The sequence below is a fragment of the Brevibacterium senegalense genome, assembly GCF_000285835.1.
In the GTDB taxonomy this organism is placed as follows: Bacteria; Actinomycetota; Actinomycetes; order Actinomycetales; family Brevibacteriaceae; genus Brevibacterium; species Brevibacterium senegalense.
The window spans coordinates 256172-273976 of the sequence record NZ_HE978600.1; the positions used below are offsets into that span (position 1 = coordinate 256172).

The 17805-nt window shown below is 72.1% G+C and carries 18 protein-coding genes and 1 pseudogene; all 19 read right to left on the bottom strand.

All coding sequences use genetic code 11. The features are described 5' to 3' along the window. Positions 1-1203, bottom strand: coding sequence for a methionine adenosyltransferase (gene metK / locus HGBR_RS01195; protein WP_019157510.1), 1203 nt, complete (start codon positions 1201-1203; stop codon positions 1-3). A 9-nt stretch (positions 1204-1212) separates the two neighbouring features. Beyond that, complete coding sequence (gene coaBC / locus HGBR_RS01200) at positions 1213-2487, bottom strand: bifunctional phosphopantothenoylcysteine decarboxylase/phosphopantothenate--cysteine ligase CoaBC (protein ID WP_019157511.1); 1275 nt, start codon at positions 2485-2487, stop codon at positions 1213-1215. After that, positions 2484-2873 (bottom strand): DNA-directed RNA polymerase subunit omega, encoded by a 390-nt coding sequence (gene rpoZ, locus HGBR_RS15890; RefSeq protein WP_019157512.1) that lies wholly within the window; start codon positions 2871-2873, stop codon positions 2484-2486. Before rpoZ ends, coaBC begins: the two co-directional genes overlap by 4 nt. Before the next feature lie 45 nt (positions 2874-2918). Next, positions 2919-3479, bottom strand: a complete 561-nt coding sequence (gene gmk / locus HGBR_RS01210; protein WP_026077234.1) for a guanylate kinase — start codon at positions 3477-3479, stop codon at positions 2919-2921. After that, positions 3476-3790 carry an integration host factor, actinobacterial type gene (mihF, locus tag HGBR_RS01215; protein ID WP_019157514.1) on the bottom strand — a complete coding sequence of 105 codons (315 nt, stop codon included), beginning with the start codon at positions 3788-3790 and terminating at the stop codon, positions 3476-3478. The genes gmk and mihF overlap by 4 nt, the downstream gene beginning before the upstream one ends. A 55-nt stretch (positions 3791-3845) precedes the next feature. Beyond that, complete coding sequence (gene pyrF, locus HGBR_RS01220) at positions 3846-4694, bottom strand: orotidine-5'-phosphate decarboxylase (protein WP_019157515.1); 849 nt, start codon at positions 4692-4694, stop codon at positions 3846-3848. Continuing rightward, entirely contained in the window at positions 4691-7963 is a 3273-nt protein-coding gene (gene carB, locus HGBR_RS01225) for a carbamoyl-phosphate synthase large subunit (RefSeq protein ID WP_019157516.1), read from the bottom strand. The genes pyrF and carB overlap by 4 nt, the downstream gene beginning before the upstream one ends. A gap of 23 nt (positions 7964-7986) precedes the next feature. Next, positions 7987-9141 (bottom strand): glutamine-hydrolyzing carbamoyl-phosphate synthase small subunit, encoded by a 1155-nt coding sequence (gene carA, locus HGBR_RS01230; protein WP_019157517.1) that lies wholly within the window; start codon positions 9139-9141, stop codon positions 7987-7989. 1 nt (position 9142) lies between these two features. Then, the gene (locus HGBR_RS01235) at positions 9143-9634 is read right to left on the bottom strand and encodes a PH-like domain-containing protein (RefSeq protein WP_019157518.1); all 492 of its coding nucleotides are present in this window, start codon (positions 9632-9634) and stop codon (positions 9143-9145) included. Further along, positions 9622-10935, bottom strand: a complete 1314-nt coding sequence (locus HGBR_RS01240) for a dihydroorotase (RefSeq protein WP_019157519.1) — start codon at positions 10933-10935, stop codon at positions 9622-9624. Before HGBR_RS01240 ends, HGBR_RS01235 begins: the two co-directional genes overlap by 13 nt. Continuing rightward, complete coding sequence (locus HGBR_RS01245; RefSeq protein ID WP_019157520.1) at positions 10932-11927, bottom strand: aspartate carbamoyltransferase catalytic subunit; 996 nt, start codon at positions 11925-11927, stop codon at positions 10932-10934. Before HGBR_RS01245 ends, HGBR_RS01240 begins: the two co-directional genes overlap by 4 nt. Beyond that, positions 11924-12478 carry a bifunctional pyr operon transcriptional regulator/uracil phosphoribosyltransferase PyrR gene (gene pyrR, locus HGBR_RS01250; RefSeq protein ID WP_019157521.1) on the bottom strand — a complete coding sequence of 185 codons (555 nt, stop codon included), beginning with the start codon at positions 12476-12478 and terminating at the stop codon, positions 11924-11926. The genes HGBR_RS01245 and pyrR overlap by 4 nt, the downstream gene beginning before the upstream one ends. A gap of 101 nt (positions 12479-12579) precedes the next feature. Continuing rightward, positions 12580-12978, bottom strand: a complete 399-nt coding sequence (gene nusB / locus HGBR_RS01255) for a transcription antitermination factor NusB (RefSeq protein WP_019157522.1) — start codon at positions 12976-12978, stop codon at positions 12580-12582. Next, positions 12975-13538: an elongation factor P gene (efp, locus tag HGBR_RS01260; protein ID WP_019157523.1), complete on the bottom strand. Its 564-nt coding sequence runs from the start codon at positions 13536-13538 to the stop codon at positions 12975-12977. Before efp ends, nusB begins: the two co-directional genes overlap by 4 nt. Before the next feature lie 109 nt (positions 13539-13647). Then, complete coding sequence (gene aroB / locus HGBR_RS01265; RefSeq protein ID WP_019157524.1) at positions 13648-14766, bottom strand: 3-dehydroquinate synthase; 1119 nt, start codon at positions 14764-14766, stop codon at positions 13648-13650. Beyond that, positions 14763-15449 (bottom strand): shikimate kinase, encoded by a 687-nt coding sequence (locus HGBR_RS15895; RefSeq protein ID WP_019157525.1) that lies wholly within the window; start codon positions 15447-15449, stop codon positions 14763-14765. The genes aroB and HGBR_RS15895 overlap by 4 nt, the downstream gene beginning before the upstream one ends. A gap of 1 nt (position 15450) precedes the next feature. After that, positions 15451-16635, bottom strand: a complete 1185-nt coding sequence (gene aroC, locus HGBR_RS01275) for a chorismate synthase (protein ID WP_019157526.1) — start codon at positions 16633-16635, stop codon at positions 15451-15453. Positions 16636-16645: 10 nt separating this feature from the next. Next, entirely contained in the window at positions 16646-17365 is a 720-nt protein-coding gene (locus HGBR_RS19735) for a prepilin peptidase (RefSeq protein ID WP_051013248.1), read from the bottom strand. Continuing rightward, positions 17365-17805, bottom strand: a pseudogene (locus tag HGBR_RS19740) (hypothetical protein); the annotation flags it as partial. The pseudogene HGBR_RS19740 and the gene HGBR_RS19735, both read right to left, overlap by 1 nt.

Below are 17805 nucleotides of genomic sequence, written 5' to 3' on the forward strand. Positions count from 1 at the left end.
TCAGCCCACGAGGGACGCGAGCGCCTGGGCCCGGTCCGTGCTCTCCCACGTGAAGGCCTCGCCGGTGCGGCCGAAGTGGCCGTAGGTCGAGGTCTGCGAGTAGACGGGGCGGACGAGCTCCAGCTCGCGGATGATCTCCGCCGGGCGCAGCGGGAAGACCTCGCGGATCGCGGACGCGATGCGGGCGGGGTCCGCCTGCTCCGTGCCGAAGGTCTCGACGTAGAGGCCCACCGGCTCGCTGCGGCCGATCGCGTACGCGACCTGGACCTCTGCGCGCCGGGCCAGTCCCGCCGCGACGACGTTCTTCGCGACCCACCGCATCGCGTACGCCCCGGAGCGGTCGACCTTCGAGGGGTCCTTGCCGGAGAAGGCGCCGCCGCCGTGGCGGGCGAAGCCTCCGTACGTGTCGACGATGATCTTGCGGCCGGTCAGACCGGCGTCGCCCATGGGGCCGCCGATCACGAACGCGCCGGCCGGGTTGATGTAGTGCGTGGTGCCCGCGGTGTCGAGCTCGAAGTCCGCGAGCACGGGGCGGATGACCGCCTCCGTCACGTCCGCGGACAGGCGCTCCTGCGTCACGTCCCGATCGTGCTGGGTCGAGACGACGACGGCCTCGAGGCTGACGGCCTCGTCCCCGTCGTAGCCGATCGTCACCTGGGTCTTGCCGTCCGGACGCAGGTACGGGAGCACGCCTCCCTTGCGGACGTGCGCCAGTCGCTCCGACAGCCGGTGCGCGATGTGGATGGGCAGGGGCATGAGCGCGTCCGTCGTGTCGTCCGCGTACCCGAACATGAGGCCCTGGTCGCCCGCGCCCAGCGAGGTGCCGTGGTCGGAGTCGTCGGAGGTGCCGGAGCGGCGCTCGAACGAGTTCTCCACGCCCGCGCTGATGTCCGAGGACTGTGCGCCGATCGACACGGACACGCCGCAGCTGTGCCCGTCGAAGCCCTTGTCGGAGGAGTCGTAGCCGATCCCGGTGATGACGTCGCGCACGATCGAGGCGACATCCGCGTAGCCGGTCGACTTCACTTCGCCGGCGACGTGGACGAGGCCGGTCGTCACGAGGGTCTCGACCGCCACCTTCGAGGAGGGGTCCTGTGCCAGCAGCGAGTCGAGGACGGCATCGCTGATCTGGTCGCAGATCTTGTCCGGGTGGCCTTCCGTCACGGATTCGGACGTGAAGTGGCGCAGATAGGGAGAAGTCACGGGTTCATCCTAGCGAGTGCGTTCGGCGATGACCGCCGCGATGACATCGTGGGACACATCCGCCTTCGTCCCGGTGCTGCGCACGACCTCCTGCGCGACCGAGTCCGCGGGGCGGTACACGATGACGGTGTTGTCGTCCTGGCCGAAGGCGCGGTCGCCGGACACGTCGTTGAAGACGAGGAGGTCGCAGCCCTTCCGCAGCAGCTTCTCCTGCGCCAGCACCGCCGCGGGCCGGTCCGGCGTGCCGGTCTCCGCCGCGAAGCCCACGAGGAGCTGGCCGGTGCGGCTGCGTCCCGCGTCGCGGTCCTCGACGAGTCCGCGCAGGACGTCCGGGTTCTCGACGAGCTCCAGGACGAGGCCGTCGCCGGACTTCATCATCTTGTGCTCCGCGGTCTGCGCGGGGCGGTAGTCCGCGACGGCCGCGGCCATGATCATGACGTCCGCGGTCGAGGCGTGGACGACGCAGGCGGCCTGCAGCTCCTCCGTCGTCGAGACGGTGTCGACTGCGACGCCCGCGGGCAGCGCGGCGAGCACCTGGGAGTCCACGTTCGCGGCGATGAGCGTCGTATCCGCACCGGCGGCCGCGGCGGCGGCGGCCAGCGCCGCGCCCTGCTTGCCGGAGGAGCGGTTGCCCAGGAAGCGGACGGGGTCCAGCGGCTCCCGGGTGCCGCCGGCGGTCACGACGACCGAGGTGCCGTGCAGCGGTCCGGGCTCCGCGGCCTCGGCGGGGGTGACCGGGTGACCCGAGCCGCCGGCGGGTTCCTGCACGGCGGTGAGGGCGGCGGCGATGATCTCGTCCGGCTCCGGCAGGCGACCGGGACCCGAGTCCTGACCGGTCAGGCGGCCCGAGGCCGGCTCGATGACGGTCCAGCCGCGGCTGCGCAGCACTGCGACGTTCTCGACGGTCGCAGGGTTCTCCCACATCTGCGTGTGCATCGCGGGGGCCGCGACGACGGGGCACGTGGCCGTCAGCAGCGTGGCGGTGAGGAGGTCGTCCGCGATGCCCGAGCGGGCGCGGGCCAGGAGGTCCGCGGTGGCCGGCGCAATGACGACGAGTTGGGCCTCGTGACCGATCCGCACGTGCTCGACGCGGTCGACGCCGTCGAACACGGTCGTCGAGACGGGCTGCCCGCTGAGCGCCTCCCAGGTGGGCGCGCCCACGAACTCCAGCGCCGCGTCCGTGGGGACGACGCGCACCTCGTGGCCCTGCTCTCGGAGACCCCGGAGCACGTGCGCTGCCTTGTACGCCGCGATGCCGCCTGTGACCCCGAGGACGATCCTCATTCCGCGGCGGGGTCCGCGGCGGAATCGGTCGTGTTCGTGATGGCGCTGTCGCCGCCGAAGGCGTCGCCGCCGAAGGCCTCGTCGAACGAGAAGTCGTGACCGTAGTCGAGGTCCGTCACGGGGGCGAAGTCCGCCTCCGTGGGCTCGCGCATGATGAGCTTGCCCTCGTGGATCTCGCGCAGAGCGATCGACAGCGGCTTCTCGTTGGGCTCCGGCGTCACGAGGGGGCCCACGTTCTCCAGGAGGCCCTCCTGCAGCTGCGCGTAGTACGAGTTGATCTGACGCGCGCGGCGCGAGCTCTGGATGACGAGCTCGTACTTCGAGTCCGTGACGGCCAGCAGGTCGTCGATCGGGGGGAACGTGATGCCTTCGGGGGTGTGTGCCACTGGCTCTCCAAACGGATGGACGGCGGGTGAGGGGGCGGCCGGGAGTCAGTCCCGGTCCTCGAGTCCCATCAAGTCTACTAGTTCGCGCGCCGCCTCGCTCACATCGCGGTTGATGATGGTCACGTCGAACTCCTTCTCCGCCTCGAGTTCGACGCGGGCGGTCGCGAGTCGGCGCTCCTGCTCCTCCTCCGATTCCGTCCCGCGCCCCACGAGGCGGCGGACGAGCTCGTCCCAGCTGGGCGGCGCGAGGAAGACGAAGAGCGCCTCCGGCATCGCCTCGCGCACCTGGCGGGCACCCTGCAGGTCGATCTCCAGCAGCGGCGCACCGCCAGCGTCGATCTGCTCCTGCACGGGGCCGCGCAGCGTGCCGTACCGGTTGCGGCCGTGCACGACGGCGTGCTCCAGCAGCTCGCCGTCCGCGATCATCCGGTCGAACTCCGCATCCGTCACGAAGTGGTAGTGCACGCCGTCGATCTCTCCGGGGCGCGGTGGACGCGTCGTCGCGGACACGGAGAACCACACCTCCGGGTGCGCCTCGCGGATGCGCGCGCTCACGGTGCCCTTGCCGACCGCGGTGGGGCCGGCCAGCACTGTCAGTCGGCTCATCCGGGGAAGCGCTCGAGCAGAGCCGACTTCTGGTGCACGCCCAGCCCCTTGATGCGGCGCGAGGCGGCGATCCCGAACTCCTCCATGAGCGCGGTCGCGCGCCGCTCGCCCACACCGGGCATCGAGCGGAGCAGATCGTGGACCTTCATCTTCGCAAGCGACTCGTCGCCGACTGCCTTCTCCAGCACTGCGGACAGTGTCATGTCTCCGTTCTTGAGGGCCGCCTTGACCTCGGCACGCGCCTGTCTGGCGGCGAATGCCTTGTCGAGAGCGGCCTCCCTCTCCTGCGGGGTCAGCTGCGGTAGTGCCACTGCCGTGCCTCCTCGTCCCGTTGGGTGCAGACCCCCTGCGCCGGGCGTCTGCGCCTCAGTCTACGCTGAGGTGGGCGCCGAGTTCAGCAGTGATCTGCGCGATCCTGCGGCGCAGGTCCGCCGGATCGCTCCCCGCGCCGCTGATCCCCCGCGAGGCGTTGACCGCCAGCCGGTGGTCCGCGGCGACCGGACCGAAGAGCCGGGCGAGATCTGCGGCGGTCGCACCCTGCGCCCCGTATCCGGGTGTGAGGACGGGGCCGGGGAACGCCCCCGCGTCCAGGCCCAGCGCCCGGGCGGCGGGGCCGATCGTCGCGCCGACGACGACCCCCACACGACCCGGGCGTGTCGCGTTCTCCTGCGCGGCCAGCCGCAGCATCGTCCCGCCCACGGGCTCGCCGTCCTCTCCCCGCGCGTGCTGGACCTCCGGCCCCGACGGGTTCGAGGTGAGTGCGAGCGCGAAGACGAGCGCGTCCTCCTCCTCGAGCAGGTCGAGCACCGGCCCCAGGGAGGCGAAGCCCAGGTAGGGCGAGACCGTCACGGCGTCCGCCCGCAGCGGGGAGCCGCGCCGGATCCACGCGTCCGCGTAACCCGCCATCGTCGAGCCGATGTCCCCGCGCTTCGCGTCCGCGATCGAGAGGAGACCCAGGTCGCGGGCCGCCGCCAGCACCTCCTCGAGCACCGCGAATCCCCGCGCGCCGAAGCGCTCGAAAAGCGCGACCTGCGGCTTGACGACCCCGGCACCGCCCGCGACCGCCGCCTCGAGGAGGCGCAGTGCGAACGTGCGCGCCCCGTCCGCGGAGTCCGGGAGGCCCCAGGCGGACAGCTCCCCCGGATGCGGGTCGATGCCCACGCACAGGGGGCTGCTCCGCAGGGCCGCGCGCAGACGGTCCGGGGCCGTGCTCACGCCCAGTCCTGCAGCGCGCGCACGTCCATCGCGTCCCGTTGCAGGGACTCGATCGCGGACACCGCCGCACTGAACTCGTCGACCGTCGTGAGCAGCGGGACGTTCGCCGAGGTCGCGGCGGCGCGGATCTCATAGCCGTCCGCGCGCTCCTGTCGGCCGCCGGGCACGTTCACGACGAGGTCGAAGCCGCGAGCGGCGATGCGGTCGAGCACCGACTCCTCCCCCGCACCGGTCTCGAAGTGCTTCGCCGTCGTCTCCGCACGGATCCCGTAGCGGGCGAGGACCGCTGCGGTGCCCGCCGTCGCGACGATCGAGAAGCCGCGGTCTGACAGCAGCTTGACGGGCAGCACGAGGGCCCGCTTGTCGCGGTCCGCGACGGACACGAACACGGTGCCAGAGGTGGGCAGTGTCGTCGACGCGGCCATCATCGCCTTCGCGAAGGCCCGCGGGAAGTCGCGGTCGATGCCCATGACTTCACCGGTCGAGCGCATCTCCGGCCCCAGGATCGAATCGACCGCGCGGCCGTCGACCGTCCGGAAGCGGCGGAACGGCAGGACCGCCTCCTTGACCGCGACGGGGTGGTCGGGCGCCAGGCGCGAGCCGTCGCCGGCCTGCGGCAGCAGCCCGCCGCGCAGCTGCGCGATCGTGCGACCCACGGCCAGGAGCGCCGCGGCCTTCGCCAGCTGGGTGCCGGTGCTCTTCGCGACGAAGGGGACGGTGCGCGAGGCGCGCGGGTTCGCCTCGATGACGTAGAGGACGTCCGCGGCCAGCGCGAACTGGATGTTGAGGAGTCCGCGCACGCCGGTGCCCTCCGCGATCGCGGCTGTCGCGGAGCGGACGCGCTCCAGCACCGCCTCGCCCAGGGTGAGCGGCGGCAGCACGCACGCGGAGTCGCCGGAGTGGATGCCGGCCTCCTCGATGTGCTCCATGATGCCGCCCACGAAGACCTCCGTCCCGTCGTACAGCGCGTCCACGTCGATCTCGATCGCATCCTCGAGGAAGCGGTCGACCAGCACGGGGCGATCCGCGGACACCTCGGTGGCGGACTCCATGTAGCCGCGCAGCTGCTGCTCGTCGTACACGATCTGCATGCCCCGGCCGCCCAGCACGTACGACGGGCGCACGAGCACGGGGTAGCCGATGCGCTCCGCGATGACGACGGCCCCCTCGAAGGTCGTCGCGGTGCCGTGCTGCGGCGCCTGCAGGCCAGCCGCGTCCAGCACCTGGCCGAACTCACCGCGGTCCTCTGCGAGGTCGATGGCCTCCGGCTGCGTCCCCAGGACGGGCACGCCCGCGGCCTTGAGGTCCGCCGCCAGTCCCAGCGGGGTCTGGCCGCCCAGGGTGCAGACGATGCCCGCGACGGGGCCAGCCGCGAGCTCCGCCTGGTAGACCTCCATGACGTCCTCGAACGTGAGCGGCTCGAAGTAGAGCCGGTCCGCCGTGTCGTAGTCCGTCGAGACGGTCTCCGGATTGCAGTTGACCATGATCGTCTCGTAGCCCGCCTCGGACAGGGCCATCGTCGCGTGGACGCACGAGTAGTCGAACTCGATGCCCTGGCCGATCCGGTTGGGTCCCGAGCCCAGGATGATGACGGCCTCCCGCTCCCGCGGCATGACCTCCGTCTCCTCCTCGTAGCTCGAGTAGTGGTAGGGGGTGCGCGCCTCGAACTCGCCCGCGCACGTGTCGACCGTCTTGTAGACGGGACGGATCCCCAGCGCGTGGCGGACTCCGCGGACCACCGTCTCCTCCGTGAGCCGCAGCTGACCGATCTGGTGGTCGGACAGCCCCGTCTCCTTCGCGAGCCGCAGCAGGTCGTCCGTCAGGTCCGTCGCCGCCGCGACGGCATCCGCCACCTCCTGCAGCTGCAGGATCTGGTCGAGGTACCACGGGTCGATCCACGAGGCCTCGTGCACGTCCTCGATGGACATCCCCGAGGCCAGTGCGAGGCGCACGGTGTGGATGCGGTCCGCGGTGGGGTGGGCGAGGCGGGCGGTGACGTCCGCGCGCACGCCCGGGGCGTCGAGGTCGACCCGCTGCGAGAAGTCGAACTCCGCGCCGCTCTGCTCGAGTGAGCGCATCGCTTTGAGGAGCGCGGCGCCGAAGTTCCGGCCCAGCGCCATGACCTCGCCCACGCTCTTCATCGTGGTCGTGAGGGTGGGGTCCGCCGCGGGGAACTTCTCGAACGCGAAGCGCGGGATCTTGACGACGACGTAGTCGAGCGCGGGCTCGAACGACGCCGGGGTGACCTCCGTGATGTCGTTGGGGATCTCGTCGAGCGAGTAGCCGATCGCCAGCTTCGCGGCGATCTTGGCGATCGGGAAGCCCGTCGCCTTCGACGCGAGCGCGGACGACCGGGACACGCGCGGGTTCATCTCGATGACGATGATGCGGCCGGTCCGCGGGTCGACCGCGTACTGGATGTTGCAGCCGCCCGTGTCGACGCCCACCTCGCGGATGACCGCGATGCCGATGTCGCGCATCCGCTGGTACTCGCGGTCCGTGAGGGTGAGTGCCGGGGCGACCGTGATGGAGTCGCCCGTGTGGACGCCCACGGGGTCGACGTTCTCGATCGAGCAGACGACCACGACGTTGTCCGCGTGGTCGCGCATGAGCTCGAGCTCGTACTCCTTCCAGCCCAGGATGCTCTCCTCGAGCAGGACCTCGTTCGTGATGGAGTCGTGCAGCCCGTCGCCGGCGATCCGGCGCAGGTCGTCCTCGTCGTAGGCGAGGCCGGATCCCAGTCCGCCCATCGTGAAGGACGGGCGGACGACCAGGGGGTACCCCAGCTGCTCCGCTCCCTCCAGGACGTCGTCCATCGTGTGGCAGATGACCGAGCGGGCGGACTCGCCGCCCACGGACTCGACGACGTCCTTGAACTTCTGACGGTCCTCGCCGCGCTGGATCGCCTCGACGTCCGCGCCGATGAGCTCGACGTCGTACGCATCGAGGATGCCCGCGTCGTGGAGGGCGATCGCGGCGTTGAGGGCGGTCTGGCCGCCCAGGGTGGGCAGGAGTGCGTCGGGGCGCTCCTTCGCGATGATCGTCTCGATGACGCCGGGGTCGATCGGCTCGACGTACGTGACGTCCGCGATGTCCGGATCCGTCATGATCGTCGCGGGGTTCGAGTTCACGAGGATGACGCGCAGGCCCTCGCTGCGGAGCACGCGGCAGGCCTGGGTCCCGGAGTAGTCGAACTCGCAGGCCTGGCCGATCACGATGGGGCCTGAGCCGATGACGAGGACGGACTTCAGATCGTCTCTTCTGGGCACGGTGTGGTCTCCTTCTGCGCGGCTCAGGCGCGCGCGGACGCGGGGCTGTCGGTCATCATGTCCGCGAAGCGGTCGAAGAGACCGCGCGAATCATGGGGCCCGGCGGCGGATTCGGGGTGGAACTGGACGGAGAACGCCGGTGTGTCGAGGCACCGCAGCCCCTCGACCACCTGATCGTTGAGGCCGATGTGGCTCACCTGCACGCGGCCGAACTCCGCCTGCGGTGCGGTGACGGGCTCGCCCAGGGGTGCCGCGACCGCGAAGCCGTGGTTCTGGCTGGTGATCTCGACGCGGCCCGTCTCGACGTCCAGCACGGGCTGGTTGGCACCGCGGTGTCCGAACGTGAGCTTGAACGTGTCGAAGCCCAGTGCGCGGCCCAGCAGCTGGTTGCCGAAGCAGATGCCGAAGAACGGGATCCGAGCGCGCAGGACGCTGCGGAGCACCTCGACCTCGTGGTCGGAGGTCGCGGGGTCGCCCGGTCCGTTCGAGAAGAAGACGCCGTCGGGTGCCAGCTCCAGGATCCGCTCGAAGGGGGTGGAGGCCGGCACGACCGTCACCTCCATCCCGCGGGCGGCCAGCTGCTCCGGGGTCGCGGACTTGATGCCCAGGTCGTAGGCGAGGACGCGGAAGCGCTGCGGTCCCACGGCGGGGATTGTGTACGGCTGCGTCGTGGAGACCTCGTCGACCAGGCGCGATCCGGCCATGGGGGCGGACTCCCGGACCGCCGCGAGCTGCGTCTGCGCGTCCAGCCCCGCCTCGTCGCCGGAGAAGATCCCGGCGCGCATCGCACCCCGGTCCCGGATGTGGCGGGTGAGCGCACGGGTGTCGATCCCGCTGATGCCCACGATGCCGCGGCGTGTCAGACGCTCCTCGAGGCCCTCCGTCGCGCGCCAGTTGGAGACGCGGCGGGAGGGATCGCGCACGACGTAGCCCGCGATCCAGTAGCCGTCGGACTCGTCGTCCTCGTCGTTGACCCCGGTGTTCCCGATGTGGGGTGCGGTCTGGACGACGATCTGTCGCTGGAACGACGGGTCGGTCAGCGTCTCCTGGTATCCGGTCATGCCGGTCGTGAAGACGACCTCCCCGACGGTGCGTCCGGTCGCGCCGTAGGCACGGCCGCGGAACGTGCGGCCGTCCTCCAGGACGAGCACGGCGGGGGCGGATGAGAGCAGGGACATGTCAGTCCTCCTCGATCGAGCGGCGGATGGAAGTGATGAGGGGCGCGCGGTCGTCCGCCGCGCGCGTGCGGAAGCCGGTCTCCAGGCGGGTGCCCGCGAGCGTCCAGCCGATGACGACGAGACCGTCGGGCTCCACGAACTTCCCGATCATGCCCTGTGCCGTGCGCGCGGAGCGCACATCGGACCAGGGGATGAGGAAGTCGCCGGTGCCCGCCCGGTCGAGCACGACCCCGTCCTCCGTCAGCACGACATCGGCCGGGGTGCGCAGGCCCAGCCCGTGGACGGCGATGCGGTCGTACGGGTCGCCCTCCGTGGTCGTCGCGACGTACATGCCGTCGACGGGACCGTGGAGGACGGTGCTGCCCTCGCGGGGCCGGGCGGGTGCGGGCAGCCCGGACTGCGAGCCCGCGCGGCGACGCCAGCCCCACCAGAGGAGCGCGAAGACGAGGAGGGTGACGAGGACGAGGACGATCGTGGGCGTCAGTCGTTCCACGGCCCCGCCTCCGCGAAGTCCAGCGGCGCGCCCAGCGCGCCGTCGGCGACGACGCGGGTGCCGTAGAAGAACGTGTCCCTCACGCGCATGCCCAGTTGCGTGCCGCGGAACGGATTGTTGCGGCCCATCGTCCGATGGACGTCGGGGTCGAGGACGTGCGGAGCGGCCGGATCGACGAGGACGAGGTTCGCGCCAGTCCCCGCCTCGAGCGTCCCGTGCTGGGAGAGACCCGTGATCCGCGCAGGCGCGGCCGACAGCACGCGCGCCAGGTCCGCGTGAGAGAAGTCGGTGTCGCGCATCGCGTGCGCGACGACCGCCAGGGCGGACTCGAGTCCCACCATGCCCATCGCGGCGGCCGTCCACTCGACGCACTTGTGCTCCGCGGGGTGCGGCGCGTGGTCGGTGCCGACGACGTCGATCGTGCCGTCCGCCAGTCCCTCCCGCAGGGCCAGGACGTCCTCGCGGGTGCGCAGCGGCGGGTTGACCTTGTAGACGGGGTCGAAGCTGCGGACCTCCTCGTCTGTGAGGATGAGGTGGTGGGGCGTGACCTCCGCGGTCACGCGGATGCCGCGGGCCTTCGCCCAGCGGATGAGGTCGACACTGCCAGCGGTCGAGACGTGGCAGACGTGGAGGCGGGAGCCCACGTGCTCCGCCAGGAGCACGTCGCGGGCGATGATCGACTCCTCGGCCACGGACGGCCAGCCCGGCAGTCCCAGTTCCGCGCTCACGGCGCCCTCGTTCATCTGGGCCCCCTCCGTGAGGCGGGGATCCTGCGCGTGCTGCGCGATGATCCCGTCGAAGGCCTTGACGTACTCGAGCGCCCGCCGCATGACGAGGGGGTCCCACACGCAGTGGCCGTCGTCGGAGAACATCCGGACCCGGGCCTCGGAATCGGCCATCGCGCCCAGCTCCGCCAGCGACACGCCCGCCAGCCCCACGGTCACGGCGCCCACGGGGCGCACCTGCGTGTAGCCGGCGGTCCGCCCCAGCCGGTGGACCTGCTCGACGACGCCGGCGGTGTCCGCGACGGGTGAGGTGTTCGCCATCGCGTGGACGGCGGTGTAGCCGCCGGCCGCGGCGGCCTGAGAGCCGCTCAGCACCGTCTCCGCGTCCTCGCGCCCCGGCTCGCGCAGGTGCGTGTGCATGTCGACGAGACCGGGCAGCGCCAGCAGCCCGTCCGCGTCCACGACGGTCGCGGACGCGCCCACGTCCTGCGGATCGACGAATCGACCGTCCCGGATCCCCAGGTCCGCACGGGTGCCGTCCGGCAGGGTCGCCCCCCGGATGAGTGTCTGGTTCACAGCTGTCCTTCCCGACCGCGGTCCGCGGTCGACTGGCCGGTGAGGAGTCGGTAGAGCACGGCCATGCGCACGCTCACGCCGTTGGCGACCTGGTCGAGCACGACGGTGCGCGGCGAGTCCGCCGCCTCCGCGCCGATCTCGAAGCCGCGGTTCATGGGACCCGGGTGCAGGATCGCGCAGTCGGCCGGCAGTGCCCGGGCCCGGGCGTCCGTGAGCCCCCAGCGCCGGGCGTACTCGCGCGCGGTGGGGAAGAACGCCTCGTCCATCCGCTCCTGCTGGACGCGCAGCATCATGAGCGCGTCGAAGCCCTGCGAGGCGATCGCCTCGTCGAGGTCGTAGACGACGTCGCACGGCCACGAGTCCACTCCCACGGGCAGGAGGGTGGGCGGCGCGACGAGGACGACGTGTGCACCCAGCGTCGTGAGGAGGTGCACGTTCGAGCGCGCGACCCGCGAGTGGAGGATGTCGCCCACGATCCCCACGACCATGCCGTCCAGGCCCCGGCCCACCGCCCCGTCGTGGGGCCCGGAGGCCGGCAGGCCCGCACGGACGCGGCGCAGGGTGAACGCGTCGAGGAGCGCCTGGGTGGGATGCTCGTGCGTGCCGTCCCCGGCGTTGACGACCGGGGCGTCGATCCAGCCTGCGTGGGCCAGTCGGTGGGGTGCGCCGGAGCCGCTGTGGCGGATGACGATGCCGTCGGCCCCCATCGCGGACAGGGTCTGCGCGGTGTCCTGCAGGCTCTCGCCCTTCGACACGGACGAGCCCTTGGCCGTGAACGTGATGACGTCCGCGGAGAGCCGTTTGGCGGCGGCCTCGAACGACAGGCGCGTGCGGGTCGAGTCCTCGAAGAAGAGGTTGACGACGGTGAGTCCCCGCAGCACGGGCAGCTTCTTGACCTCGCGCGTGCTCACGTGCGACATCTGCTCGGCGACGTCCAGCAGGTCGATCGCCTCCGCCCGGCTCAGCTGCGCGGTCGACAGCAGGTGCCTCACGACGCACCCCCCGCGGCGGTGATCGTGACGGAGTCCTCACCGTCGATCTCCTGCAGCCGCACGCCCACCCGCTCGTCGAGCGCGCTGGGCAGGTTCTTGCCCACGTGGTCGGCGCGGATGGGCAGGCGCCGGTGACCGCGGTCCACGAGGACCGCCAGGCGGACCGCGGCGGGGCGGCCGATCGCGGACAGCGCGTCGAGCGCCGCCCGGATCGTGCGCCCGGAGAAGAGGACGTCGTCGACGAGGACGACCGTCCGTCCGTCGACGGAGCCGCCGGGGATCGAGGTGGGCGAGACCGACCGCAGCGGCCCCTTCCTCAGATCGTCGCGGTGCATCGTGATGTCGAGGGATCCCGCGAGGGCCGTCTCGTCCACCTGGGGCTCGATCCGCGCGATCGCCTGCGCCAGGCGCGCGGCGAGGGGGACGCCCCGGGTGGGGATGCCCAGCAGGACGAGGCCCTGGGGTCCCTTGTTCGCCTCGAGCACTTCGTGCGCGATGCGGGTCAGTGCGCGGCGGACCTCCGGTCCGTCGAGCACGGTGCGCTGCTTCATGGTGTGTCCTTCCCCGCCTCCCGGACGGTGTTAAAGGAATGTGGCGCGTGCTCTCGCAGTGTAGTCCGCGCGCATCGTCCCGCAGTCCGCGGGGTGGCGGATCAGTCCTGCAGGCCGGCGATGCGCGAGAGCACGCCGGAGACGTAGCCGGGCGAATCGTCGGTGGAGAAGTCCTGCGCGAGCGTCTGCGCCTCGCTGATCGCGACGGGCGCGTCGATCTCGTCGTTGTGGAGGATCTCCCACGCGGCGATCCTGAGGATCGCACGGTCGACGGCCGGCATCCGCTCGAGCGACCAGCCGCGCGCGTAGGTGCGGACCAGTTCGTCGATCTCGTCCCGATGCGCCGTGACGCCGTCGACGATCTGGACCGCGTAGGCCTTCATGGGGTAGTCCGGATCCGACGAGCGCAGCGGGACGAGCACGGAGATGTCGATACCCCGCGCCTCGGATTCGAAGAGGAGCTCCAGCGCCCGGCGACGGGCGCGCGTGCGCGCACTCACTCCTTGACGCGGCCCAGGTAGTCCCCGCTGCGGGTGTCGACGCGGACCTTGACGCCCTCGTCGAGGAACAGCGGGACCTGGATCTCCAGACCGGTCTCGACCGTCGCGGGCTTCGTGCCGCCGGACGAGCGGTCGCCCTGCAGGCCCGGCTCCGTGTGCGTGATCGTGAGCTCGACGGCGGCCGGCAGCTCGACGGACAGGGGGGTGCCCTCGTGGAAGGCGACCTGCGCCACCTGGTTCTCCAGCAGGTAGTTCGCGGCGTCGCCCACGAGGTCCTCGGACAGCGGCACCTGCTCGTAGTCCTCCTGGTCCATGAAGACGTAGTCGGTGCCGTCGTGGTAGAGGTACTGCATGTCGCGGCGGTCGACCGTCGCGGTCTCGACCTTCGTGCCGGCGTTGAACGTCTTGTCGATGATCTTGCCGCTCAGGACGTTCTTGAGCTTCGTGCGCACGAACGCGGGTCCCTTGCCCGGCTTGACGTGCAGGAACTCCTGCACCTGCCAGAGCTGTCCCTCGAGGTTCAGCACCAGGCCGTTCTTCAGGTCGTTGGTCGTTGCCACAGATCGTGTCCTTCTGTCGAGTGCAGTGCGTGCGCATGCGCGGGTCGAGTCTAGCAAGACCGCGGGGGTCCCCCGCGCGCCCGCAGAGTGCCTCCGCCCCCACGACTTCTCAGAGCGAGACGGGTCCCAATCGGGTCGTGGGCGACTGCTCTCCGATCTCCTGGTAGGCGGAGAACAGGATCGCGTCGTCGGGGACCTCCGTCACGACGGGGCTGCCCACCGCGTCCAGCAGGACGAAGCGCAGGATCGTGCCGCGGGCCTTCTTGTCCCGCCGCATCGTCTCGAGCAGCTGCGGCCACCGGTCGCCGCGGTAGCCCACGGGCAGACCCAGCTTCGCGAGGATCGACCGCATCCGGTCGACGACCGCCGGGTCCAGGCTGCGCAGCAGGGTCGAGAGCTCGCCGGCGAACACCATGCCCACCGCCACCGCAGCCCCGTGGCGCCACTGGTAGCGCTCCTGGCGCTCGATCGCGTGGGCCAGCGTGTGGCCGTAGTTGAGGAACTCGCGCGTGCCGGACTCGCGGAAGTCCGACGAAACGATGTCCGCCTTGACCCGGACGGACCGCTCGATGATCTCCCGCAGCACCGGTGAGTCGTGCCGGGCCAGCTCCTCGCGGGGGTGCTCCTCGATGAGGTCGAGGATCGCCGGGTCCGCGATGAAACCGCATTTGGCCGCCTCCGCCAGTCCTGTGAAGAGCTCGTTGTCCGGCAGCGTCGTGAGCGTCTGCGTGTCGATGAGGACGCCCGCCGGCGCGTGGAACGCGCCCACGAGGTTCTTGCCCTCCGACGTGTTGATCGCGGTCTTGCCGCCCACCGCCGCGTCGATCATGCCCAGCACCGTCGTGGGGATGTTGATGTAGCGGATCCCCCGCAGCCAGGTGGCCGCGACGAAGCCGCCCACGTCCGTGACCGCGCCGCCGCCCACGTTCACGATCGCGTCCGTGCGGGTGAAGTCCGACTGACCCAGGATCTGCCAGCAGAACCCGGCCACCTGCAGGTGCTTGGCCTCCTCCGCGTCCGGGATCTCCGCGCTCACGGCCTCGAAGCCGGCGGCGGCCAGCTCCTCCCGCACGCCCTCGCCCGTGTTGCGCAGCGCGCGGGGGTGGATGACCAGCACCCGACGGACGCGGCCGCCCAGCAGCGCCGGCAGCTCGCCCAGCAGGCCGGAGCCCACGAGGACGGTCGTGGGGGTCTCGCCCGTGATCTCCAGTTCGGTCCGTTCCGTCATGCGTCCGTCCTCCGTTCGACCCCCGCGGGGTCGTCGTCCCGCCCCTCCTTCGAGGGGATGTCCTGATAGCGCGCGTACTCCTCCGCGCGCTGCAATCCGGTGAGCTGGTCGACGATGCGGTTGACGACCGTGGACGGGGGTCCGTGGGCCGCCATGACCGTGATCGTCGAGGCACCGTCGTAGAGCGGCCGCCGCTCGTCGACCAGCTGCTGCCACCGGGCGACGGGATCCTCGTCGCCGGCCAGCAGGGGCCGCGACGAGCCCCGCAGGCGGGTCGCCGCCGTGTCCGCATCGATGTCGATGCCCACGACCTTGAGGGCCGGGTGCCGCAGCTGCGCGCGGGTTCCGCTGTTGAGGATCGCACCTCCGCCCAGCGACACGACCGCCGGCTCGTCGAGCAGCCGCCGCAGCGTCTTCCGCACCACCTCGCGCTCGATCGAGCGGAACCGGGCCTCGCCCCGGCTCGCGAAGATCTCCGGGATCGGTCCGTGCGCCGCGACGATGAGTGCGTCCGTGTCGTAGAGCGGCAGTCCCAGGCGGACGGCCAGCAGCCGTCCGATCGTCGACTTCCCGGCCGCCGGGGGGCCGATGAGCACGATGCGGGCCCCCGCCGCCGGTGCCGGGTCCAGCGGCGGCACCGGCCGGGGCAGCGGGTGTTCCTCCCCCGGATTCACGGCCGCCATCTCACTCCGCGCGCAGCGGCAGCGCCTCGAGGTACGTGCGGATGTTCCGCTGCACCTCGGCGACGGAGTCGCCGCCGAACTTCTCCAGCACGGCCTGTGCGAGCACGAGCGCGACCATCGCCTCTGCGACGACGCCCGCGGCGGGCACCGCGCAGACGTCCGAGCGCTGGTGGTTGGCCGTCGCGGCCTCCCCCGTCGCGACGTCGACCGTCCGCAGCGCCCGCGGCACGGTCGCGATGGGCTTCATGCCGGCGCGCACCCGCAGGGGCCCTCCGGTCGACATGCCGCCCTCGATGCCGCCCGAACGGTCGGAGACGCGCTGGATGCCGCCGTCGGCCGGGAGCATCTCGTCATGCGCCTGCGAGCCGCGCCGGCGGGTCGTCTCGAAGCCGTCGCCCACCTCGACGCCCTTGATCGCCTGGATGCCCATGAGGGCACCGGCCAGCCGGGAGTCCAGGCGCCGGTCGCCGTGGACGAACGAGCCCACGCCCGGGGGCATTCCCCACGCGATGACCTCGACGACGCCGCCCAGGGTGTCACCCGCGCGGCGGGCGTCGTCCACCTCCGCGACCATGCGCTCCGACAGCTGCGGGTCGAAGCAGCGCATCGGGTCCGCGTCGAGGGCGGCCACGTCGTCCGGCCCCGGCAGGGGCGCGTCCCGCTCACCGGTCACGGGACCGATCGCGGTCGTGTGCGAGACGAGTCGGATGCCCAGCTCGGCCAGCAGCCGCTGCGCGACCGTGCCCAGTGCCACGCGCGTCGCGGTCTCACGGGCCGAGGCCCGCTCCAGCACAGGCCGGGACTCGTCGAAGTCGTACTTCTGCATGCCCACGAAGTCCGCGTGGCCCGGGCGGGGCCGGGTGAGCTTCGCGGCGCGGGCCATGCCCTCGAGCTCTGCGGGGTCGACGGGATCCGGGCTCATGACGCGGTCCCACTTGGGCCACTCCGTGTTCCCCACCTCGATCGCGACGGGGCCGCCCAGTGTGCGGCCGTGACGGACGCCGCCCAGGAAGCGGATCTCGTCCTCCTCGAACTTCATGCGGGCGCCGCGCCCGTAGCCCAGCCGACGACGGGCCAGCGCGGCGGACACGTCGTCGCGCGTGAGGGGGACATGGGCGGGGACGCCCTCGAGGATTCCGACGAGCGCCTCACCGTGGGACTCGCCTGCTGTAAGCCAACGCAACATTCTCAGGAGTCTACCCAAGCGCCGCCACGAGCACGGGCCCGGTCCACATGCCGAGGAGGAGGTGGGGACCCAGTGCCAGGCGGGTCCGCAGGCCCTCCCGCCGCACAACGACGCGCCAGAGGGCCTCCACGAGCGCAGACACCTGGGAGATGACGAACGCGACAAGGACGGCGCCCCCGCCGCCCAGGCCCGCCAGCAGCCCCAGCAGGACGGCCAGTTTGACATCGCCCAGCCCGATCGCCAGGTGGCGGCCGCGTCCGCCCGCCAGCGACAGGAGCAGGAGGACCGCTCCGCAGACGGGCCCCAGCAGCAGGGCCACGCCCGTCGACCACCCGGCGGGGGCCTCGGGAGCGAGGATCCGGACGGTGAGCCACAGGAGGGCGGTCAGTCCGATGAGCGGCAGGACGATCCGGTCCGGCAGGCGGCGGATCCGCCGGTCGACGACGACCAGCAGCGGGGTCGCACCGGCCGCAGCGCCCCAGCCCACCGCCAGCAGGACGGTCGGCACGGTCCCACCCGCCGGCACGACGAGGGATGCGCACGCGGCCGGGACGGCGGCGCCCAGGACCAGCACCGCGGCACCCCACCGATCACGTGCCAGCGAGCGGCGGACGGGCCGCAGGAGGCGCATCCCCGCCTCGTCCGCGACGAGGGCGGGCAGGAGTCGCTGGGCGAGCACGGCGGTGAGCACCGCGACGAGCACCGCGGTGACCGTCGCGACGCCGGCCATCAGGCGGTCCGGAGGGCTGCGTCCATCGCGGCGAGGATCGTGGACCGGGCCGCGTCCGCACGGGCGGGGTCGTGGCCGGCCAGGACTGCGAAGCGGACGTGCTGGGCGACGGCCTGGTGCAGCAGCATGCGGCCCCCGGCCACGACGAGGGCACCGCGGTCGGTGAGCGCCCGCTGCAGCGGCGCGGACTCCGCCGCGTACGCGGCGTCGTGGACGAGCGCGTCGATGCGGGCGGGCAACGCGACCCGGGCGGCGTCGAGCGCACCGGCGGGCAGGGTCGACAGGGTGAGGCCCCGCTCCCCCGGCACCCAGTCCGGCAGGTCCGCGACGATCGCCTCGAGGCCCAGAGCCTGGGCGACGGCACGGGCGGCACCGGCCCGCGTGCGGTCGCGCACGAAGAGGCGCACCCGCACGACGCCCAGCCGCGCGGCGGCCGCCAG